Origin of the sequence: Helicobacter sp. 12S02232-10, from assembly GCF_002272895.1 — a bacterium.
Taxonomy (GTDB): Bacteria; Campylobacterota; Campylobacteria; order Campylobacterales; family Helicobacteraceae; genus Helicobacter_J.
Window position 1 is genome coordinate 26181 of the sequence record NZ_MLAQ01000001.1, and the last position, 18169, is coordinate 44349.

Consider the following 18169-nt stretch of genomic DNA (forward strand, 5'->3'; position numbering starts at 1 on the left):
ATTAGAGGCGAACCTCAACAAACACTTATTCTTTAATTGTGTAGGCTGAGGAATCAGGAATGTGAAAATACCAATAAGAACTCAAACTTACATACTTAAAGTGTTGTAATAGTAAGCTAGTTAAGCTTAAAAACAATTAAAACGATGTCACTCATTCCTCAAAACAGATAAAGAATCAATATTAGAAGCTTTTTTTGCAGGGTAATAAGATGAAATGAAAACGATTATAACCGCTCCGATGATGGTAGAAAAAAAATCTGTAAGAGAGAGATCGATAGGGAGTTTGGTAATGCCATAAACATCTGCAGGCAAGGAAATAATAGGGAAAGTTGCCAGAATATATAAGACTATGATGGACAAGATTACGCCCAATAAAATGCCTCCAATTCCAATGCAGTTTCCAAGCCAAAAAAATGTTTTTTTAATTTCAGCAGAAGTCGCTCCCAAACTTAGAAGGAGTGCAATTTCTTTGCGTCTGTTCATAATTACCATTAATAAAGAACTGATGATATTTAATGAAGCCATCAGAATAATTAACATCAATACAATAAATAAGGCTCTTTTTTCTAATGCCATCGCTGAAAAGAAATTTCCGTTTTGTTGCCACCAACCTTCAATTCCTATGCCATAATTGGGAATTTCTAAAAGGGCTTGCTTGATTTTGGTAATGTCTTCCATTGGCTTGAGGGAAAAAATATGGATCCCATCATAGGTTTTAGAATCAATGTTTTTAATGGCAGCAATTGCTGAAAGATTGGTATAAATGTAGCTTGTGTCATATGCTTTGAGACCTGAATCAAAAAAACCTTTCACATCAAATCTTTTCATAATGGGCGAAAAGGTTAGCCCAGTTGGCTCAAGTTTTGTGAAAAATAGGCTAATTTTGGAATCATTTTGGAGCAATAACAAATCCTTAAGCCCTTCTCCGACAATGACAGAAAACTTATTTTTATGAAAATCTGAAATATTTGTTTTGGTAAGTGCTTTTGCAAATACTTCATTAATTTTGGCTTCTCTTTGAATATCTACTCCAAAAACAATGCCTGCAGACATTATTCCATTAGCTCTTGCAACCGATTGTATTCTTAGATAGGGGCTGAAAGAGAGATCAGGAAATTTATTTTCCAATGCTTCAAGAACTTTTTCAGAGATCCCTTTGCTACTCGTCGCAAATAGGGTAAGGGGGTAGTTCATAACAAAGAGTTTTTTTTCAAACTCCTTTGTCATTCCGTTCATAATCGCCATTGCCACAATCAGTACCATCACGCCCACTCCAACACCTAAAAATGCAAGGATAGCAGTGATAGAAATGAAAGGTTGGCTTTTGTCAAAGCGTAGATAGCGTTTGATTAAAAATTTGCTTAGAGTTGCGGTATTAAGCATTTTTTGCCAGCAATCCTTTTTTTGGACCGCTTTTTCCGTGACATTGCTTATATTTTTTTCCGCTCCCGCACGGACATAACTCATTTCGGGATATTTTTTTGGGATTGATATCAAGTTCTATTTCATCGGTATTGTAATCAAGCTCTTCTTGAGATTGTTCAAGTTCTTCAAGGATTTTTTGTGTAGAATCTTGTGCTTTTTGATTGGTGTCTTCAGCTTGGAATTGAATGATATGGAGAGTTTTGATAGCTTCTGATTTTATCGAATCAATCAACTCTAAAAACAGATTGTAACTTTCTTTTTTATATTCCACCAAAGGATCTTTTTGATTATAGCCTCTCAGTCCGATTCCGGTTTTGAGGTTATCCATTGTATATAAGTGTTCTCTCCAAGCGTTATCAAGGACTTGTAAATAGATAATTCTTTCAATTTCATTTTTTTGTTCAGGTTCTAAAGAAGACATTTTTTTATCATAAGCTTGGGTAATTTTTTCGAGAATGAAGCGGTATATAGCTTCATCATCAAGCACGTCTGATTCATTCATTTGGAGATCAGTTCCAAAATCTTCTTTGATGATTGCTTTTAGGGTTTCTATATCTGCATTTTGAATATCTTGATTTTTAAACGCTTGAGTTTTAGCAAGACTTTGAGAGAGAGTATATGCACGATTTTCTTCAATGCGTGTGCTAATGTTGTAATTGGGATCTAAAAGTTCATTTCTAAACTTATAGACGGTTTTTCGTTGTTCATTAGCCACGTCGTCATATTCCAAAAGATGTTTTCTTGATTCAAAATGCAAATTTTCTACTTTTTTCTGGGCATTTTCCACGGAACGAGTCACAAGTCCCGATTCAATATGTTCGCCGTTTTTTAATCCCAATCTTTCCATTACGCCTTTGATTTTATCGCTACCAAATATTCTAAGAAGCGGATCTTCTAAGCTGAGATAAAATTGACTGATTCCAGGATCGCCCTGTCTCCCGCTTCTTCCGCGAAGTTGATTATCGATTCTGCGACTTTCGTGCCTTTCTGTACCAATAATGTAAAGACCGCCAAGTTCTTTGATTTCTTCTTCAAGTTTTATATCCACGCCTCTTCCTGCCATATTTGTGGCAATAGTAACCGCTCCTTTTTTGCCGGCATCTTTAATGATTTCAGCTTCTTTTGTGTGTTGTTTTGCGTTTAGAACGGTATGGGGAATACGTTGTTTTTGAAGAAGATGGTGCAAGACTTCGCTTTTTTCAATGCTTGCTGTTCCTACCAATACGGGTTGTCCTTTGGTGTGAAGTTCTTTGATTTTTTTGATGACGGCTTCAAATTTTTCTTCTTCGCTTTTATAGATGAGATCATTGAGATCTTTTCTCTTGATAGGAACATTGGTTGGTATGGAGACAACTTCTAAATTGTAAATCTGCAAAAATTCACTTGCTTCAGTTTGTGCAGTGCCTGTCATACCTGAGAGTTTTTCATAAAGTCTAAAGTAATTTTGAAACGTGATATCTGCTAAAGTCTGGCTTTCTTCTTTTATCTTCACGCCCTCTTTGGCTTCAAGAGCTTGGTGTAAGCCTTCGCTAAAACGGCGTCCTTCGCTTAGTCTGCCTGTAAATTCATCAACGATAATGACTTCACCTTCTTGAACTACATAGTCTTTATCTTTAGCAAAGAGATAATTTGCCTTAAGGGCTTGATCAAGATGATGGGAAAGTGCAGCATTTTCAATGCTATATAAATTTTCAATTCCAAAGAGTTCTTCGGCTTTTTTGATACCATTTTCAGTGATAAGAATGATGCGATTTTTCTCATCGATGCTGAAATCGTCTTTGGGTTTAAGTTTTTGGGCGACCTTATCAGCAGATTCGTAATTTTCCATTTTTCGATTGACAGGACCAGAGATAATTAAAGGTGTTCTAGCCTCATCAATCAGAATTGAATCTACTTCGTCTATAATTGCAAAAAAATGTTCTTTTTGAACTTTTTGATCCAAAGAATACTTCATATTGTCACGTAAATAATCAAATCCAAATTCGTTATTGGTTCCATAAACGATGTTATTGGCATATGTATCAAGCCTTTTTCCATCGTCTTTGACTTCAGCTGTTATCACACCAATACTATAACCCAAGAAATTGTAAAGAGGCTCCATTTCTTTGGCATCGCGATTTGCTAGATAATCATTAACGGTGACAACATGAACACTTTTGGCACACATTGCATTTAGAGCTACTGCTAAGGTTGCCACTAACGTTTTTCCTTCGCCCGTTTTCATTTCGGCTATCTTCCCATCATTTAAGACCATTCCTCCAATAAGCTGCACATCAAAGTGACGCATATTTAAAACTCTTTTGGAAGCTTCTCGAGTAATGGCAAAACTGGCTTCCAAAACCTCATCAAGAGTTTTTTCTTTATTTTGAACCATTGCCTTAAGCTCAGAAAATTCAGCCTTAAGTTTTTCATCATCCATTGTCTGATATTTAGATTCTAAGGCATTGATGGCTTGAACGCGTTTCTGGTATTTTTTGACCAGTTTATCGTTTCTTGTGCCGATGATTTTTCCTATCAATGTTTGTATCATTTGGATTTATCCTCGTGTTTTTCAATTTTAAGCTAACCTGAATTCTAACATAGTTACAATAAAATTTCTTTAAACTAAAGTAAAATCGGGGTAAATGATGCATCTATTGAAAGTGTTGATTTTATTGATGCTTGTAAATGCTCTTTATGGGGCAGGAGAGAATATTAAAAGTTTTTGGGCAGATTTTGTTCAAAATGTTTCTAGTGAAAATGAGGGAAAAATTTCCTATGAGGGTAATATTGAAGCAAAAGTACCTAATTTGGCAAAATGGACCTATTTGAAGCCTTTGAAAAAAGAAATTTATATCAATGCTCAAAATGTGATTGTTTATGAACCCAATCTTTATCAGGCCACTATCACGCATTTGGAAGAGAAAGCCGATTTTCTTTCCATTATCAAAACCGCAGTTTTAGGAAAAGATGGACGGTATCTTTCTGTGATCGGAAAAACTTCATATTTTTTGACTTTCAAAGATAAAAAACCTTATTTGCTTGAATTTAACGACGAATTTGGAAATGAAGTTCGGATTGAATTTAAAAATGTTCGAATGAATATCCCTCTTAAAGATAGCGATTTTGTCTTTGTGCCTAGTGATGATATTGATATTATCCATCAATAGATAATGAAATTTGGATATAATCGTATGTCTCAATAATAATGGGAATAATGGGGCTGAAATGGCTTCGACAGGAGCCGTATCGCTTGGGTTGCATGCCAGCTGCACGCTGTAAAACTGCACAGAAAATAAACGCAAACAATACAAATTACGCTCCAGCTTACGCAAAAGTCGCGTGAGTTTAACTTACTCTTAGGAGCTGGTCTTTCCGAATGATGCTAGCTCATCGGTTTGATCATCATCACGCTAGATGCCTCTATAAAACACCTTGTTTATAGGGAAAGATTTTGGTTGCTCGCTTATAATGCTTTGGGGATTGAGCGTTTAAGTGAAAAGATTTTTCAATCCTATCTAAGCATGTAGATGCTCTTGTTGGGTATGGTTTTTGGACTGGGGTTCAATTCCCCACAGCTCCACCACAATCTCTTCTTTTTCCATAGTAATTCATAGTCATTTCGTAGTATATTACAACCATTAAAAAGTGGTTACCAATTTGGATATAATTCAAAAAACGCTATTTTTGGTAACCACTTGGTTGGGTTTACCTGCTAAACAAGGGGATTAGACTTGACTGATTTTAAAATTAAAAATGCCAAACCCAAAGAAAAGAATTATTTTTTATTTGATGGTAATGGGTTAAGATTATTGATAAGAAGCAGTGGTTTAAAAGTTTTTCAAATTCGCTTACCTATCAAAAACAAAGAAAAGTCATTACAATTGGCTCTTATCCTCAATTTTCTCTTTTACAGGCAAGAAAGAAAGCGTTAGAATATAAAGAATGTTAAAGGATAGGGTTTTTTTGTTGTATGCTTATAAAAATTTATTAAGATTTGTTTGTTGATTTGTAAAGGAAAGAAATGAAGAGACTGCTTTCAGTTTTTTTAGTTTGTTTATGTTTTAATGGGGTGATATATTCCCAAGAAACTTCTAAACAAGAAACAAAGAATTCAACTAGTGCTGAAGCTCCTATAGAAATAAAACCTGAGATTGAAAATCAAGATTCTGTAATTGAAAATGAAACCAAAGAGAAACAAGTACCCTCAAAAAAAGAAAGATGGAAACCGGGTTTTACCGCTTATGGTGGTATGGATTGGGGTATGAAATTTTTTTCATCAAATGATACCAGTAGTGTATTTTTAAATTTCATTATTTCGGCAGGTCCGCTTTATAGATTTACAGAACATTTTGCAGTTGGTGCCCGAATCGGTATAGGTTATGAGATAAGACTTGTTGATGATGACAAAAAGTCAGGAAGCTATACCATCCCGTTAGCTTTGGATGCTATGTATCAATTCAGTAATAAATTTGGAGTATTTGGCGGGACTGAGTTTGATGTCGGAGGTTTGATAAACAATTGGTCTGTATATCTCGGGGTAGTAGGTTTTAATAACGATGGAACAACTAATTATTTTGTAAGATTAGGCTATATCCCTTATTCCAATCTAAATCCTCAAATCACTGCTGAGAATTCTGATAGATTTGAATTTTCTCCAAAAGAAAATTCATCTAAAAGCTTAATTAAAGGTGCCTTCTTGATTTCTATAGGTTTTGTTTTATAAGAAAGAAATTGACTATGACTTTTAAACATTAAAATCAGATCAAAAAATTCATCAATAATAAGGATTGATGATTTTTATCGATTCTGTCCGTTGTATAAGTGCTAGACATCTTAAAAAGTTTTAAATTCTTTTAAGTGAAATAAGATTCTTCGTTATTTTCCATTGCTTGAAATTGTGATATAAATTTTTAGCGTATTTGCTTTAATTAAGAGATATAATTTTGAAAAATTTAAGATTTGGAGAAAAAATGAACATATTTGAAAAAATTGTTGCCGGAGAGATTCCGTGCAAAAAAGTTCTAGAAAATTCAAAATTTTTAGCTTTTCACGATATAGCTCCAAAAGCTCCTATCCACGTGCTTGCAATTCCTAAAAAGAATATCAGGGATTTTAATGAAATAACACCGGATTTGATGGCTGAGATGAGTGATTTTATTTTAGAGGTTGTTGAGGAGCTTGGCATTAAAGACAAAGGGTATCGCTTGATTACAAATACTGGAACAGATGGAGGTCAAGAAGTACCTCATTTGCATTTTCATATTCTTGGGGGAGCCAAATTAAAATGGCCTGATTTGATTTGAAGGTTTTAAAATGTTGCGCAAGAATGAAATGTTAGAGAGTTTTTTTGCACCGCTTTTGAATCCTGATATCGATAAATTAGAACAACTGCGTCAAAGTATTATCTTAAAAAAAGGTGTTCGCTATTTTGATTGGACAGCTTCAGGATTGGCGAGTATGCTTGTGGAAAAACGCGTAAAAAAACTATTACCCTACTATGCTAATACGCATTCTGAAGCCTCAAGTCACGCATCTTTAATGTGGGCAGTCTATGAAAGAAGCAAAGAGAGTTTAAAAAAAAGTCTAGGATTGGGCGAAGATTTTGCGATTATTTGCGCAGGGTTTGGGGCCACTGGAGCAATTAAGAGATTCCAAGAAATATTGGGAATTTATATTCCCTCAAAAACAAAACATTTTCTCTTTAACAAAATCAAGGGTTTAACTTTGCCTAAAGTATTGATAGGTCCTTATGAACACCATTCCAATGAAATCAGTTGGAGAGAAGGGCTTTGTAATGTTCAAAGAGTCCCCTTAGATACGGAAGGATTATTGGATTTAAAAATTTTTCAAAAATATCTTCAATGCGATCAGAATATTTATGCCTCTTTTAGCGCAGCTTCAAATGTAACCGGTATTATTTCGCCGCACAAGGAAATCAGTGCTTTATGTAAGAAATATGGTGCTGTTTTGGGTTTTGATATGGCAAGTTTTTCTGCGTATGGAAATATTGATGCTAATCTTTTTGATGCCTGTTTTCTTTCTGCGCATAAGCTTTTAGGGGGAGTTGGGACAAATGGATTGCTTGGAATCAGAAAATATCTTGTAGATACAGACATCCCACCAAGTTTTGGGGGAGGGGGTGTGATCAAGTATGCAAATAGAAAAACCCAAGAATATTTTGAAGATGTTCAAATCAGAGAAGAAGCAGGGACGCCTGGACTTCTCCAGACATATAAGAGCGCACTTGCCTATATGCTCCGGGATGAGTATTCTTTGGAGGCCATCAGGCGCAGAGAGCATATTTTAACTCAAGCTTTTCTCTATGAACTTGCTTCAATTCCTGCTGTCAGAATATATGGGAATTTGGACGCAGATAGATTAGGTATCGTGTCTTTTAACGTTGGGGGTGTCTCACCTTATGATCTCGCTTATCTTTTAAGCAATGTTTATTCTATAGAGACTCGAGCAGGATGTAGCTGTGCAGGTCCTTACGGACACGATTTGCTTGAGATGAAAGATATGAGTTCGCAAGATTTGGAAGAAAAACCCGGATGGTTGCGAGTCAGTTTACATTATACGCATTCTTTAGAGGATATTGAATATCTTACAGATAGTTTGAAAAAAGCTGTTAAAAAATTGCGTGGGGCATAGGGGCATAAATTGTAAGACTAATATTTGATTTTGAATTGGTTGCATTTATCAGGTTTGGTATAATTAATAAATGAGGATTGAGAGGATTGAATGGATAATAAAATATCTCCAAATACAACTTGGTTGAGTGTAGAGGAATTTATCAAGCTTTCAGGTATTGAAGAAAAGAGAGTTTTGAAGCTAATTGAAGAAGGTATTATTCAAAGCAAAACTCAAAACGGAAAAATACTTATTGATGCTACAAGCGGGACAAATGCAATCATTAAAAGAGTTGAAAATAATCTTGTATCTGCAGATATGAATGGGAACGTTTTAGACCCTATTTTTGTGGAAAAGACCATCAGCACGATATTAGGATTACATGATAAGGTGGTTGCAGCAAAAGATGAAACCATCAGTGCTTTTAAAAATGAAAATGTTTTTCTTAAAGATGCCTTGATTTCAATGCAAGAAGTTTATGATGATGATAAAAAAACAATTGAAACGATGAGAAATGAGCTTCAGAGCGCACGTGAAGAAATTGAATTTATGAAAAGAAAATATCGCTTAATGTGGGGTAAGGTTTCTAGCCTGAGTGGAGGCGGGCAAAATGAAGACTAAAAAAGAGTGTTTGTTATGTTTAGCTAATCAAGCTTCATATGTAATGAAGCTGACTTCGCAGCCTGATAAAATTATCCAAAAAACTTTAAGTGCTACTGATTTGGCACTCCAATCATCGCAAAATGTGCAAGCTCCTCCTCCACAACTTGCTACCAAAGTTTATGGTACTATAGCTTCCATAACAGGAAATCCTGATATTTACCAAAATATTAAAGCCGATTGTATTCAAAAAGCCAAACACATAACAGATAGGCTTCTTTGTGATAAACCTTTTTTTCCTGATGTTTTTTCAGAACTTGAATGGGCGATTCATATTGCTGCATTGGGAAATGTTATTGATTATGGAAGTGCTACAAGTTTTGATATCAACAAACAAATTTTTAATTTGGATCATTTGGATTTTGCAATCTTTGATTTGAAGCCTTTTATGGATAAGTTGGAGCATTCAAGAACTCTTGTTTATATTGGGGATAATGCTGGAGAGAATTTATTTGATGAGATTCTGATTAAAACGCTCAAAACACATTATCCTGATTTGAGAATCATTTATTTTGTCAGAGGTATTCCGATTATTAATGATATTACTTTGAATGATTTGATTTTTCATTCAGAATGTAAAAATATATTTGATCTTTGTGAAGTTGTTGATAGTGGTGTAAAAAGTCCAGGTTTTATTTATGAATTTGCTTCACCCATTGCCCAAAAACTTTTTGATGAAGCTGATATTATTCTGGCAAAAGGAATGGGAAACTTTGAATGTTTGGAATCGAAAGAGGATTCTCGGATTTTTTTGCTTTTTAAGATTAAATGCAATGTTGTTGCGAACTATTTAGATTTTAATTTGGGAAGAATGATTTTTAAACAAAATAGATAATAAATAAAAAATTAATTTTTTTTATAAATATCACAAAGCAATTATTTTAAATGTCCATAAAACACTTTATATATATATTTATATAACCATTATTTATATTTTTTAACCGAATTATCGATATAATCATAACTATCTTAAATAAAACAAGGAGATTCTATGGCTCTTTCAAGACGAAGTATGCTGAAAGGAACTGCAGGAATAGCATCTTTGAGTGCGTTATGTTCATCGCCTCTTCAGGCTGTCGGGGTATTCAAGAAAACCGAAATGATTCCTCATGCGACACATTTCGGACCTTTTATAGCTAAAGTGGAAGATGGTATCATTAAAGATATTATTCCTCAAAAAACTGATGCCAACCCCTCTATTATGATTAAAGCAATGATTGATAGGGTATATTCTGATACGAGAGTCAAATATCCTTGCGTTAGAAAAAGTTACTTGGAAGGCAAAAAAAACAATAAAAATATGCGCGGTAAAGAAGAATTTGTTCGTGTGAGTTGGGATGTTGCACTTGATCTTGTTGCAAAAAAACTCAAAGAAATCCCTAGAGAAAATATTTATAATGGGAGTTATGGAGGATGGGGACATGTTGGACGACTTCATAACTCAAACATTGTAGCCGGAAGATTTTTTAACACAACTTTAGGGGGAGCTATAGGAACGGATGGAGAATATAGCAATGGAGCTGCAGGAAGAGTTAATCCAACCATTATGGGTGATATGGAAGTGTATTCATTGCAAACTGCCCATGAAGAAATGATTGCCAATTGCAAGGTTTATGTAATGTGGGGAACTGACTTGTTTAAATGTAATCGAATTGATTATGTTGTTCCTAATCATGTTAATGATGATTATTACCCCAAATATAAAAAAGCAGGGATTAAATTTATCTCCATTGATCCCATTTATACTGAAACTGCACAAATGTTTGGAGCAGAATGGATAAAAATTCGTCCTAATACGGATGTAGCGTTGATGCTTGGAATGATGAATTATCTTTATACATCTGGAAAATATGATAAAAAATTTATTGAAAAATATACCGATGGATTTGATAAGTTTTTACCTTATTTACTTGGAAAATCAGGGGATAATACGCCTAAAACTCTAGAATGGGCAGCCCAAATTACTGAAGTTCCTGCATCTAAAATTAAAGAATTGGCTGATTTGTTTGTTTCTACTAGAACCTTTTTGGCGGGCAATTGGGCAATGCAGAGAGCTCAACATGGTGAGCAGGCTGATTGGGCATTGATTGCTCTTGCAAGTATGATTGGGCAAATCGGACTTCCAGGTGGTGGGTTTGGCTTCTCAATGCATTATGGAGGAGGCGGACAAGCATATTCAGGTTATCGAACAACTCCTGGTCTTTCTCAAGGAAGAAATCGGGTTGAAAGCTCAATCCCTGCCTCTCGAATTTCAGAAGCTATTTTGAATCCAGGAAAAGAAATCAATTTTAAGGGTAAAAAAATCAAACTTCCAAAAGTTGATATGGTTTATATGTGCGGGGCGTCTTTGCTTGGACATCATCCTAATACTAATGAACTTATTGAAGCCCTTAGGAGTGTAGATACAGTCGTAGTACATGAGCCTTGGTGGACTCCACTGGCTAAAATGTCTGATATTGTTTTTCCTTCGACTTGTACCCTTGAAAGAGATGATATCACTTCTGGAGGCACATATTCTAGAAATGTTATTTATGCGATGAAAAAAGTAATCGAACCTGTTTATGAATCAAAAGATGATTTTGAAATTTTTAGACTTTTGGCTTTGAGGCTTGGTGGAGAAAAAGTAGAAAAGCGTTATACAGGAGGCAAGACTTATATAGAGTGGATTAAGGGATTTTATGAAAAAAGCGACGGCCCTGTATTTAAAGAATTTGATCAATTCTGGAAAGATGGGTATGTGGAATTTGATATTCCTGAAGAAGCTAGAAAATATGTTCGTCACTCTGAATTTCGTGCTGATCCAGTTGCTAATAAGCTTGCTACAGAGAGTGGAAAAATACAGATTTATTCTGAAAAATTTGCTTCTTATAATCTTCCTGATTTTAAGGGTTATCCAGTATGGCTTGAACCTGCAGAATGGCTGGGAGCAAAAGAGGCAAAAAAATACCCTTTTCATTTGCTTTCTCCACATCCTAGATACCGTGTCCATTCTCAGCTTGATAATACTTGGGTTCGGGATGTTTATAAAATTCAAGGACGCGAGCCTGTAATGATTAATACAAAAGATGCTCAAAAATTAGGTATCAAGCACGGTGAAATTATTGAGGTCTTTAATGGTAGAGGGCGATTACTTGCAGGGGCTCTTGTGAGTGATAATATTCGTCCTGGAGTTGTAGCGATTCAAGAAGGAGCGTGGTATGATCCTGAAGAACCTAAGGCAAAAAAACCTAGATGTAATGCTGGTCACGTTAATGTTTTGACTTCTTCTCGTCCTACAAGTCAAATGGCACAAGCGACATCAGTGAATACGGCTTTAGTGGCGATTAAAAAACTTGGAAAAGATGAGGTTGTCAGACCTTATCGATCAATTTCTGTGCCTGAAATTATAGGAGCATAACTATGAAAAAAATTTCTTTGATCTTTACTTTTTTAACTTATTCTTTATGTGCACAAACACTTTATGTGATGGATAATACCAATGCCTATGATAAAGATGGTAAAAATGTGATTGGGACAATAGTCAGAGGTACGCCAGGTGAGCAAGTCGGTGAGGCAGGGGGAAAAATTGTTATTAAAGTTAAAGGTTATCTCAAGGCAGGGGATAAAAAGACTCTTTATGGAACAAAAAATCTTGAATTGCCTTTTATAACTCTCAAAACTGGTGAAGTGAATTCAGATACACTTGAGGTTTCTCTTCCAAAAAATGAATTGAATAAAAGTCAAGCTGAAGCTTGGGCAGATGCTGAATTTCTCTATTATGATACGTGTTCGATGTGCCATGCTGCTCACGCTCCAAAAGAGCATAATATGATGGAATGGGATGGACTTTTTACGACAATGAGAGCCTTTGCAATGCCAACGGATAAGGAAGCAGATATCATTATCCAATATTTAAAGGCACACGCTACTGATGGCTATGCCACTGATGACGAATAAGAGATTTAGAAAATTTCGATTTGAATGATTTGATTTGAATTTTATTCATTGAGGATTTATTTCAATCCTCAATTTTCTGCCGATTCTTCCTGTGTAAATTGTTAGAAAATAAAAGTATTGCAATATATATTTTGCAATCATTCTTGCCATAGTATAGCTGCATTCTAAAATTTTTATTCCCAAAATCTGTTGGTGTGTTCATAACTCCACTCAAAGATATTTTAGGCTATTTGTGAGGATAAATGAGCTTTTGTGCTATAGGATAAGCAAAACTAAGCAGACTATAGTTGAAAAAATATGGAATCTTTTTGAGGGTCATAGTACATCTGTTTTGATTGTGTTATCAATAGAAGATTTTTCTGAAAATTCAATAGTTTTGTTTGTAAGGTCATTTTTAAAATTATATTTTTGTTTCATTTTGTAATTTGATAAAAGAAGTTAATTTTTGGAAGTTTTGATATGATTTCAAAGATGATTATGAAATAAATGAAAGGTTTTTATGGATAGGGTTGAAATTTTAGTCTTGGATTTTGGAAGTCAATACACACAGCTTATTGCAAGAAGGCTTCGTGAATGTGGTGTTTATGCCGAAATTGTCCCGTATTTTGAGACATTTGAGAATATCAAAGCAAAACATCCTAAGGGAATTATTTTGAGTGGGGGACCTGCAAGTGTATATGAAGAGGGAGCCTATAAGCCTGATAGCAAGATTTTTGGACTTGGAGTTCCAGTACTTGGGATTTGTTATGGAATGCAATACATTGCAGATTTTTTTGGCGGACGCGTTATTCCTGCACAGGCTCAAGAGTTTGGTAAGGTGAGTTTGGAATTATTGGAGCAAGATTATGAGATTCAAACTATATACGCAAGCCAGATGAATGCTCAAAATTTAGAGAAACTTCTGAAGAGTTGGGAAAAGTATTTTAGAAAACGCCATAATTTTATGGATGAAGCAAAAATTTTATCTGTCATTCAAGATATGTGCGAAATTTTAAAAAATAGCGACCAAACATTGATTTTACTCAGAGATGATGATGTACTTGGATTTATGAGTACAAAAGACAATACATTTGATATTTTTTTCACTTCAGATGAGGCGAATTTTAAGAATTTTGGTAAGATATTTTTAAGAGAGGCACTTGAAGTGTGTTTCAAGAAATATGAAGAAATTGAAGTCACTTGCTTGTTAGAGAGTATGGATGCAATTGCATTTTATCAGCAAGCAGGATTTGAGATATTTAAAGAAAATGCTATTTTTAGAGGCACTCCGTTACTAAACGTGCAATTGCGTTCAAAAACAAATACCTTGAGAGATTGGGTTAAGTCAAGTGCAATATTTGAAGGGATCAAGCGCAAGAGTATTGTGTGGATGAGTCACGCTGATAAAGTCGAAGTAATGCCGGAAGGATTTGTTGCATTAGCAAAGAGTGAAAACACGCAATGTTGTGCAATAGCTGATTTTAGCAGACGAATATATGCTTTACAGTTTCATCCTGAAGTAGTTCAAAGTGAATGTGGCGGAGAGATATTGAAAAATTTTGCTGTAAAAATTTGTGGCACATCTACTGATTGGAATATGCATCGGTTTGCTCAAACTGAGATTATAAAGTTGCGCGAAATCATTAAAGATGGAAAAGTATTATGTGGCGTAAGCGGAGGCGTGGATTCTTCAGTCGTAGCGACATTGCTTCATCGTGCGATTAAAGAGCGTTTGATTCCTGTTTTTGTAGATCACGGACTTTTGAGGGCAGGCGAACGTGAGGCAGTTGAAGCAATGTTTAAAAAAGATTTGGGCATACCTTTAATTAGTGTGGATGCAAGCGAACTTTTTTTAAGCAAGCTTGCAGGCATAAAGGATCCGGAAAAGAAACGTAAAATCATTGGTGAAACATTTATTGAAGTTTTTGAAAAAGAAGCAAAAAAATATCACCAAGATGGTGAAATTAAGTTTTTGGCTCAAGGCACGTTATATCCTGATGTTATTGAATCTGTAAGCGTGAAGGGACCCTCTAAGACTATCAAATCCCATCATAACGTAGGAGGATTGCCTGAGTGGATGAAATTTGAATTGATTGAACCCCTCAGAGAACTTTTTAAAGACGAGGTTCGTGAATTGGGGCGTGAGCTTGGAATTCCACAAAAAATGTTAATGCGCCACCCGTTTCCTGGACCTGGACTTGCGATTCGCATTATGGGTGATGTGAATCGGGCAGACTTGGATTTATTAAAGAAAGCTGATGCAGTTTTTTTGGAAGAATTGCATAAAAGCGGGTATTATGATAAGGTGTGGCAGGCTTTTTGTGTGTTGTTAAATGTCAAATCCGTAGGAGTGATGGGGGATAATCGTACTTATGATAATACTATTTGCGTGCGTGCAGTCATAGCTGTCGATGGAATGACTGCAAGTTTTGCATATCTACCTCACGAACTTTTGGAAAATGTTTCAAGTCGCATTATTAATGAGGTTGGCGGGGTTAATCGAGTCGTTTATGATATTACTTCCAAGCCGCCAGGAACGATTGAATGGGAGTAAAGATTGTTTGCGATTGCAATATTGGAACGGGCAATAAAATTTTTATCATTTATAAAATAAATAGTGATAGATTAGGTATTTATGGGCTAGATAGGTTTGTGAATTAGAAAACTTCAAAATTTCATCTTATTTAATTCTTTATAATTAAAGATATGAAATTCTTTCATATGAATAAGATTGCTTCATTAATTATATAAATTTATATTCTTTAATGATAGCAAATCCATCAAAAAAATTTTCTTTAAATTGAAAAAAGTATCATTATTACCCTTTAAGATAATTTTAGTCACAATGATTATTAAATTATATAAAGTTAAATTAATTATTTAATAAGAGAGATTTTATGATTGATATAAGGTATTTTAAAATTGTTTGGTGGATAATTGCTATAAGTTATGTTTGTTTGCTTGCTTTAGATTTTTTATTTCCATTGTCTGGAAAAGTGAGTACTTATTCTGATATATTTTTTAATTTGGTGTTCAGTAAATTTTCCAATTATGAATTTCAAAATATCTCTTTGGAATATAAATTATCGGCATTATTTTTTCTTCTACTCATAGCATTTGTGGCCATTGGTTTTTGGGTTTCAATAATGGGAATTTATTTTTTTAAAAATTGGGCAAGATGGCTGTATTTGTTAGTTAGCATTGGATATTTCATTCTTTGCTTAGTATCGGGTAGTTATTATGTTGATTATAGCAGTGTTTTTGTTGTTAAGTCTGTAGTCAATATGTTTGAGGGAATTTTTTTATTTCTAATGTTTTTTGTTCCAACAATAAGAAGAAAATTTTTAAAAGTTAAGAAATTGGCAAGAACCGAAAATTTCGGTTCTTAGAGTATTAGAATTTTTTCTTGCGAGTGTCTTCAAGGATTTCGTTGGCAATTCGATTGACATTGCTACTGATAGTCAATGATGAATCCACAATCGTAACATTATTTTCAGTATTGGTTTCAAGCTCTGCAATGGTGTCATTAATTTGAGTGATATTTTTAGATTGCATTTTGATTGATTCTGCCATATCACTGATGGATTGCACAAGAATATTGATGTTAGTTTCTATTTCAGCCAGAGATTTTTGAGTTCTTTCGGCTAGTTTTCTGACTTCATCGGCTACGACTGCAAAACCTCTGCCGTGTTCGCCTGCTCTAGCAGCTTCAATGGCGGCATTTAAGGCTAGAAGATTGGTTTGGTCGGCAATGTCGCGAATAATATCAATGATATTTTTAATATCTTGTCCTTGCGCAATTACATCATTGGTTTTTAAGGCTACATTTTGCATTGAGTCTGTAATTTCTTCTACAGATACAGAAGTTTGTTTGAGATTTTGAGACTGATATTTTGAGCTTTCTGTGAGCTTATCTACGGCTTCTTTAAGTTTTTGACTTTCTTCTGAAAGATTGTTTGCAAAGTTTGAAGATGTGATGAGCATCTTTTTGATTTCTTGTCCTAAAATATTGGTTGTAATTTCTACATTTCCTTGTGCATTTTTAATATCTGAAGTGAAATTGAGACTTTTATAATCATCAAAAATCCTTTGAATTTCATTCATATTAGCGCCAATTTTTTGTTGGAGAACATCAAGCATTTTATTCAGAACATTTTTAAGTTCTATAAGTTGGGGATTGGCAGGTTGTTTTGTAATTCTAGCTGTTAGATTTCCTGATTCAACTTCTTGTGCAACTAAAACAGATTCAGAAACTGCATTTTTATCTTGTTGTAGAATTTTTTGGGTTTTGGTGATGTTATCATTGATGGCTTGCCCCATTCTACCGAGTTCATCTTCAGCTTGAATTGTAAGTAATTTAATATCGGTGTTATTCTCGTGATTGAGTAGTTTGAAGAAGCTGAGCAAAACATCATAAATATTGTTTATGCGTGTGGATACTTTAACTTTAATGAAGAAATAAATGGAGATAACAATGATGAAAATAATAATAATACTACTGAAGGTAATCAGTAGCTGGATGTTTCTAACAGGTTGATAGACAGCATCTTCAGAAGAATAAATACCTACAGCCCAATTCAAATCAATTTTGTCATAGATTCTAAATGGTTGCAAGGCAAGGATACTTGTCTTAGAATTCGCCATTCCCTTATAGATAAGAATTTCTGGAGTATTGCTTTTTTGAGCTTCTGCAATTTGTTGTACACTAGAATCGTGATTTACATCTTTAAGGAGTTTATTTTGGAGTTTTTCGTTATAAGATAAAGCGATTCTAGTTCCTGAAGTAAGCAAAAAAGAATGTTCATCTTTGAGACTTTTTTCAGAAGGATCGAATAAGACATTTTTAAGGATATTTAAGTCAATAAACATTCCTATTGCTCCGATGATTTTACCATTTTGATTTTTAATAGGTCCAGCCATATTTACAGCATAGATAGTTTTTCCATCTGCGAGTTCAAGGTAAAAAGGAGGGCTATAGGCAAGTTGTCCTGTTTTGATAGCTTCAAGATAAGCACGATTTTTTAAGATGAAGGGATCAGTTTTTGTTATACTAACCTTATTGCCTGATTTTGCCATTTCAAGCAAAAATGTATTGTTATTATTTACAATAAAATTAGGGTGAGAGGTATTGAAATAATTACTATCATTGAGAATGATCCAGCCTAGAGCAATATAGTGATTGTTGCTAACCATATTGCCGATTATATTTTGAATATGTTTTATGTTTTGAATATCTTCAATATTATTGGATGAAATAATATTTCTAGCAGTTTCTAGTGATGAAAAAGCTTCATTGGTTGCAATGAGAATTTTGTTTGCACTGATTTTTGCTTTTGCACTTAAGGCTGTATCAGATTGTTCTTTGACAACACTTCTGACATCACTAGAGATAATAAAACCCAATATAAAAATGCCCAATGCCACACACAAGGATACAATGGTGATTATTTTGGCGCCTATACTTAATTTTGAAAAGGTCATAAAACATCCTTTGACTGATTGATTTTGAAGAAAAGAGGTTGTATTCTATCACAACCTGAAGCTTATGAAAGGATGT

13 protein-coding genes and 1 other RNA gene are annotated in these 18169 nt (G+C 34.4%); 11 read left to right on the forward strand and 3 right to left on the reverse strand.

Translation table 11 applies throughout. From position 1 onward, the window contains the following. Window positions 1–147: 147 nt before the first annotated feature. Window positions 148–1383 (reverse strand): ABC transporter permease, encoded by a 1236-nt coding sequence (locus BKH41_RS00140; protein WP_257875353.1) that lies wholly within the window; start codon window positions 1381–1383, stop codon window positions 148–150. Then, window positions 1376–3955: a preprotein translocase subunit SecA gene (gene secA, locus BKH41_RS00145; protein WP_095296348.1), complete on the reverse strand. Its 2580-nt coding sequence runs from the start codon at window positions 3953–3955 to the stop codon at window positions 1376–1378. Before secA ends, BKH41_RS00140 begins: the two co-directional genes overlap by 8 nt. Before the next feature lie 97 nt (window positions 3956–4052). Here secA and lolA point away from each other — a divergent pair, with 97 nt between their 5' ends. The 11 genes from lolA (at window position 4053) to BKH41_RS00210 (ending at window position 16001) form a co-directional block, all read left to right on the forward strand. Further along, window positions 4053–4574: a LolA-like outer membrane lipoprotein chaperone gene (lolA, locus tag BKH41_RS00150; protein ID WP_180762678.1), complete on the forward strand. Its 522-nt coding sequence runs from the start codon at window positions 4053–4055 to the stop codon at window positions 4572–4574. Window positions 4575–4623: 49 nt separating this feature from the next. Further along, window positions 4624–4990, forward strand: a transfer-messenger RNA (tmRNA) gene (gene ssrA, locus BKH41_RS00155). 438 nt (window positions 4991–5428) lie between these two features. Continuing rightward, complete coding sequence (locus BKH41_RS00165) at window positions 5429–6130, forward strand: hypothetical protein (RefSeq protein WP_095296354.1); 702 nt, start codon at window positions 5429–5431, stop codon at window positions 6128–6130. A 247-nt stretch (window positions 6131–6377) separates the two neighbouring features. Beyond that, window positions 6378–6710 carry a histidine triad nucleotide-binding protein gene (locus BKH41_RS00170; RefSeq protein WP_095296650.1) on the forward strand — a complete coding sequence of 111 codons (333 nt, stop codon included), beginning with the start codon at window positions 6378–6380 and terminating at the stop codon, window positions 6708–6710. A gap of 28 nt (window positions 6711–6738) precedes the next feature. Then, entirely contained in the window at window positions 6739–8058 is a 1320-nt protein-coding gene (locus BKH41_RS00175; RefSeq protein WP_095296651.1) for an aminotransferase class V-fold PLP-dependent enzyme, read from the forward strand. 90 nt (window positions 8059–8148) lie between these two features. After that, window positions 8149–8658: a DUF3972 domain-containing protein gene (locus BKH41_RS00180; RefSeq protein ID WP_095296355.1), complete on the forward strand. Its 510-nt coding sequence runs from the start codon at window positions 8149–8151 to the stop codon at window positions 8656–8658. Continuing rightward, complete coding sequence (locus tag BKH41_RS00185) at window positions 8648–9532, forward strand: ARMT1-like domain-containing protein (RefSeq protein WP_095296357.1); 885 nt, start codon at window positions 8648–8650, stop codon at window positions 9530–9532. Before BKH41_RS00180 ends, BKH41_RS00185 begins: the two co-directional genes overlap by 11 nt. A gap of 156 nt (window positions 9533–9688) precedes the next feature. Further along, entirely contained in the window at window positions 9689–12094 is a 2406-nt protein-coding gene (locus BKH41_RS00190) for a molybdopterin guanine dinucleotide-containing S/N-oxide reductase (RefSeq protein ID WP_095296358.1), read from the forward strand. A 2-nt stretch (window positions 12095–12096) separates the two neighbouring features. Beyond that, the gene (locus tag BKH41_RS00195) at window positions 12097–12633 is read left to right on the forward strand and encodes a hypothetical protein (protein WP_095296360.1); all 537 of its coding nucleotides are present in this window, start codon (window positions 12097–12099) and stop codon (window positions 12631–12633) included. A gap of 499 nt (window positions 12634–13132) precedes the next feature. After that, window positions 13133–15166, forward strand: coding sequence for a glutamine-hydrolyzing GMP synthase (gene guaA / locus BKH41_RS00205; RefSeq protein WP_219350011.1), 2034 nt, complete (start codon window positions 13133–13135; stop codon window positions 15164–15166). A 343-nt stretch (window positions 15167–15509) separates the two neighbouring features. Beyond that, window positions 15510–16001 (forward strand): hypothetical protein, encoded by a 492-nt coding sequence (locus BKH41_RS00210; RefSeq protein ID WP_095296361.1) that lies wholly within the window; start codon window positions 15510–15512, stop codon window positions 15999–16001. Window positions 16002–16005: 4 nt separating this feature from the next. Here the strand turns inward: BKH41_RS00210 and BKH41_RS10025 are convergent, their stop codons facing one another. Then, window positions 16006–16446: a methyl-accepting chemotaxis protein gene (locus tag BKH41_RS10025; RefSeq protein ID WP_343286802.1), complete on the reverse strand. Its 441-nt coding sequence runs from the start codon at window positions 16444–16446 to the stop codon at window positions 16006–16008. Between the last annotated feature and the right edge of the window lie 1723 nt (window positions 16447–18169).

Coding starts and splice junctions, on each gene's coding strand:
- secA (WP_095296348.1), bottom strand. CDS start 3,955: ATGATACAAACATTGATAGGAAAAATCATCGGCACAAGAAACGATAAA.
- lolA (WP_180762678.1), top strand. CDS start 4,053: ATGCATCTATTGAAAGTGTTGATTTTATTGATGCTTGTAAATGCTCTT.
- BKH41_RS00165 (WP_095296354.1), top strand. CDS start 5,429: ATGAAGAGACTGCTTTCAGTTTTTTTAGTTTGTTTATGTTTTAATGGG.
- guaA (WP_219350011.1), top strand. CDS start 13,133: ATGGATAGGGTTGAAATTTTAGTCTTGGATTTTGGAAGTCAATACACA.
- BKH41_RS10025 (WP_343286802.1), bottom strand. CDS start 16,446: ATGCAAAATGTAGCCTTAAAAACCAATGATGTAATTGCGCAAGGACAA.
- BKH41_RS00190 (WP_095296358.1), top strand. CDS start 9,689: ATGGCTCTTTCAAGACGAAGTATGCTGAAAGGAACTGCAGGAATAGCA.
- BKH41_RS00210 (WP_095296361.1), top strand. CDS start 15,510: ATGATTGATATAAGGTATTTTAAAATTGTTTGGTGGATAATTGCTATA.
- BKH41_RS00185 (WP_095296357.1), top strand. CDS start 8,648: ATGAAGACTAAAAAAGAGTGTTTGTTATGTTTAGCTAATCAAGCTTCA.
- BKH41_RS00140 (WP_257875353.1), bottom strand. CDS start 1,383: ATGCTTAATACCGCAACTCTAAGCAAATTTTTAATCAAACGCTATCTA.
- BKH41_RS00195 (WP_095296360.1), top strand. CDS start 12,097: ATGAAAAAAATTTCTTTGATCTTTACTTTTTTAACTTATTCTTTATGT.
- BKH41_RS00170 (WP_095296650.1), top strand. CDS start 6,378: ATGAACATATTTGAAAAAATTGTTGCCGGAGAGATTCCGTGCAAAAAA.
- BKH41_RS00175 (WP_095296651.1), top strand. CDS start 6,739: ATGTTAGAGAGTTTTTTTGCACCGCTTTTGAATCCTGATATCGATAAA.
- BKH41_RS00180 (WP_095296355.1), top strand. CDS start 8,149: ATGGATAATAAAATATCTCCAAATACAACTTGGTTGAGTGTAGAGGAA.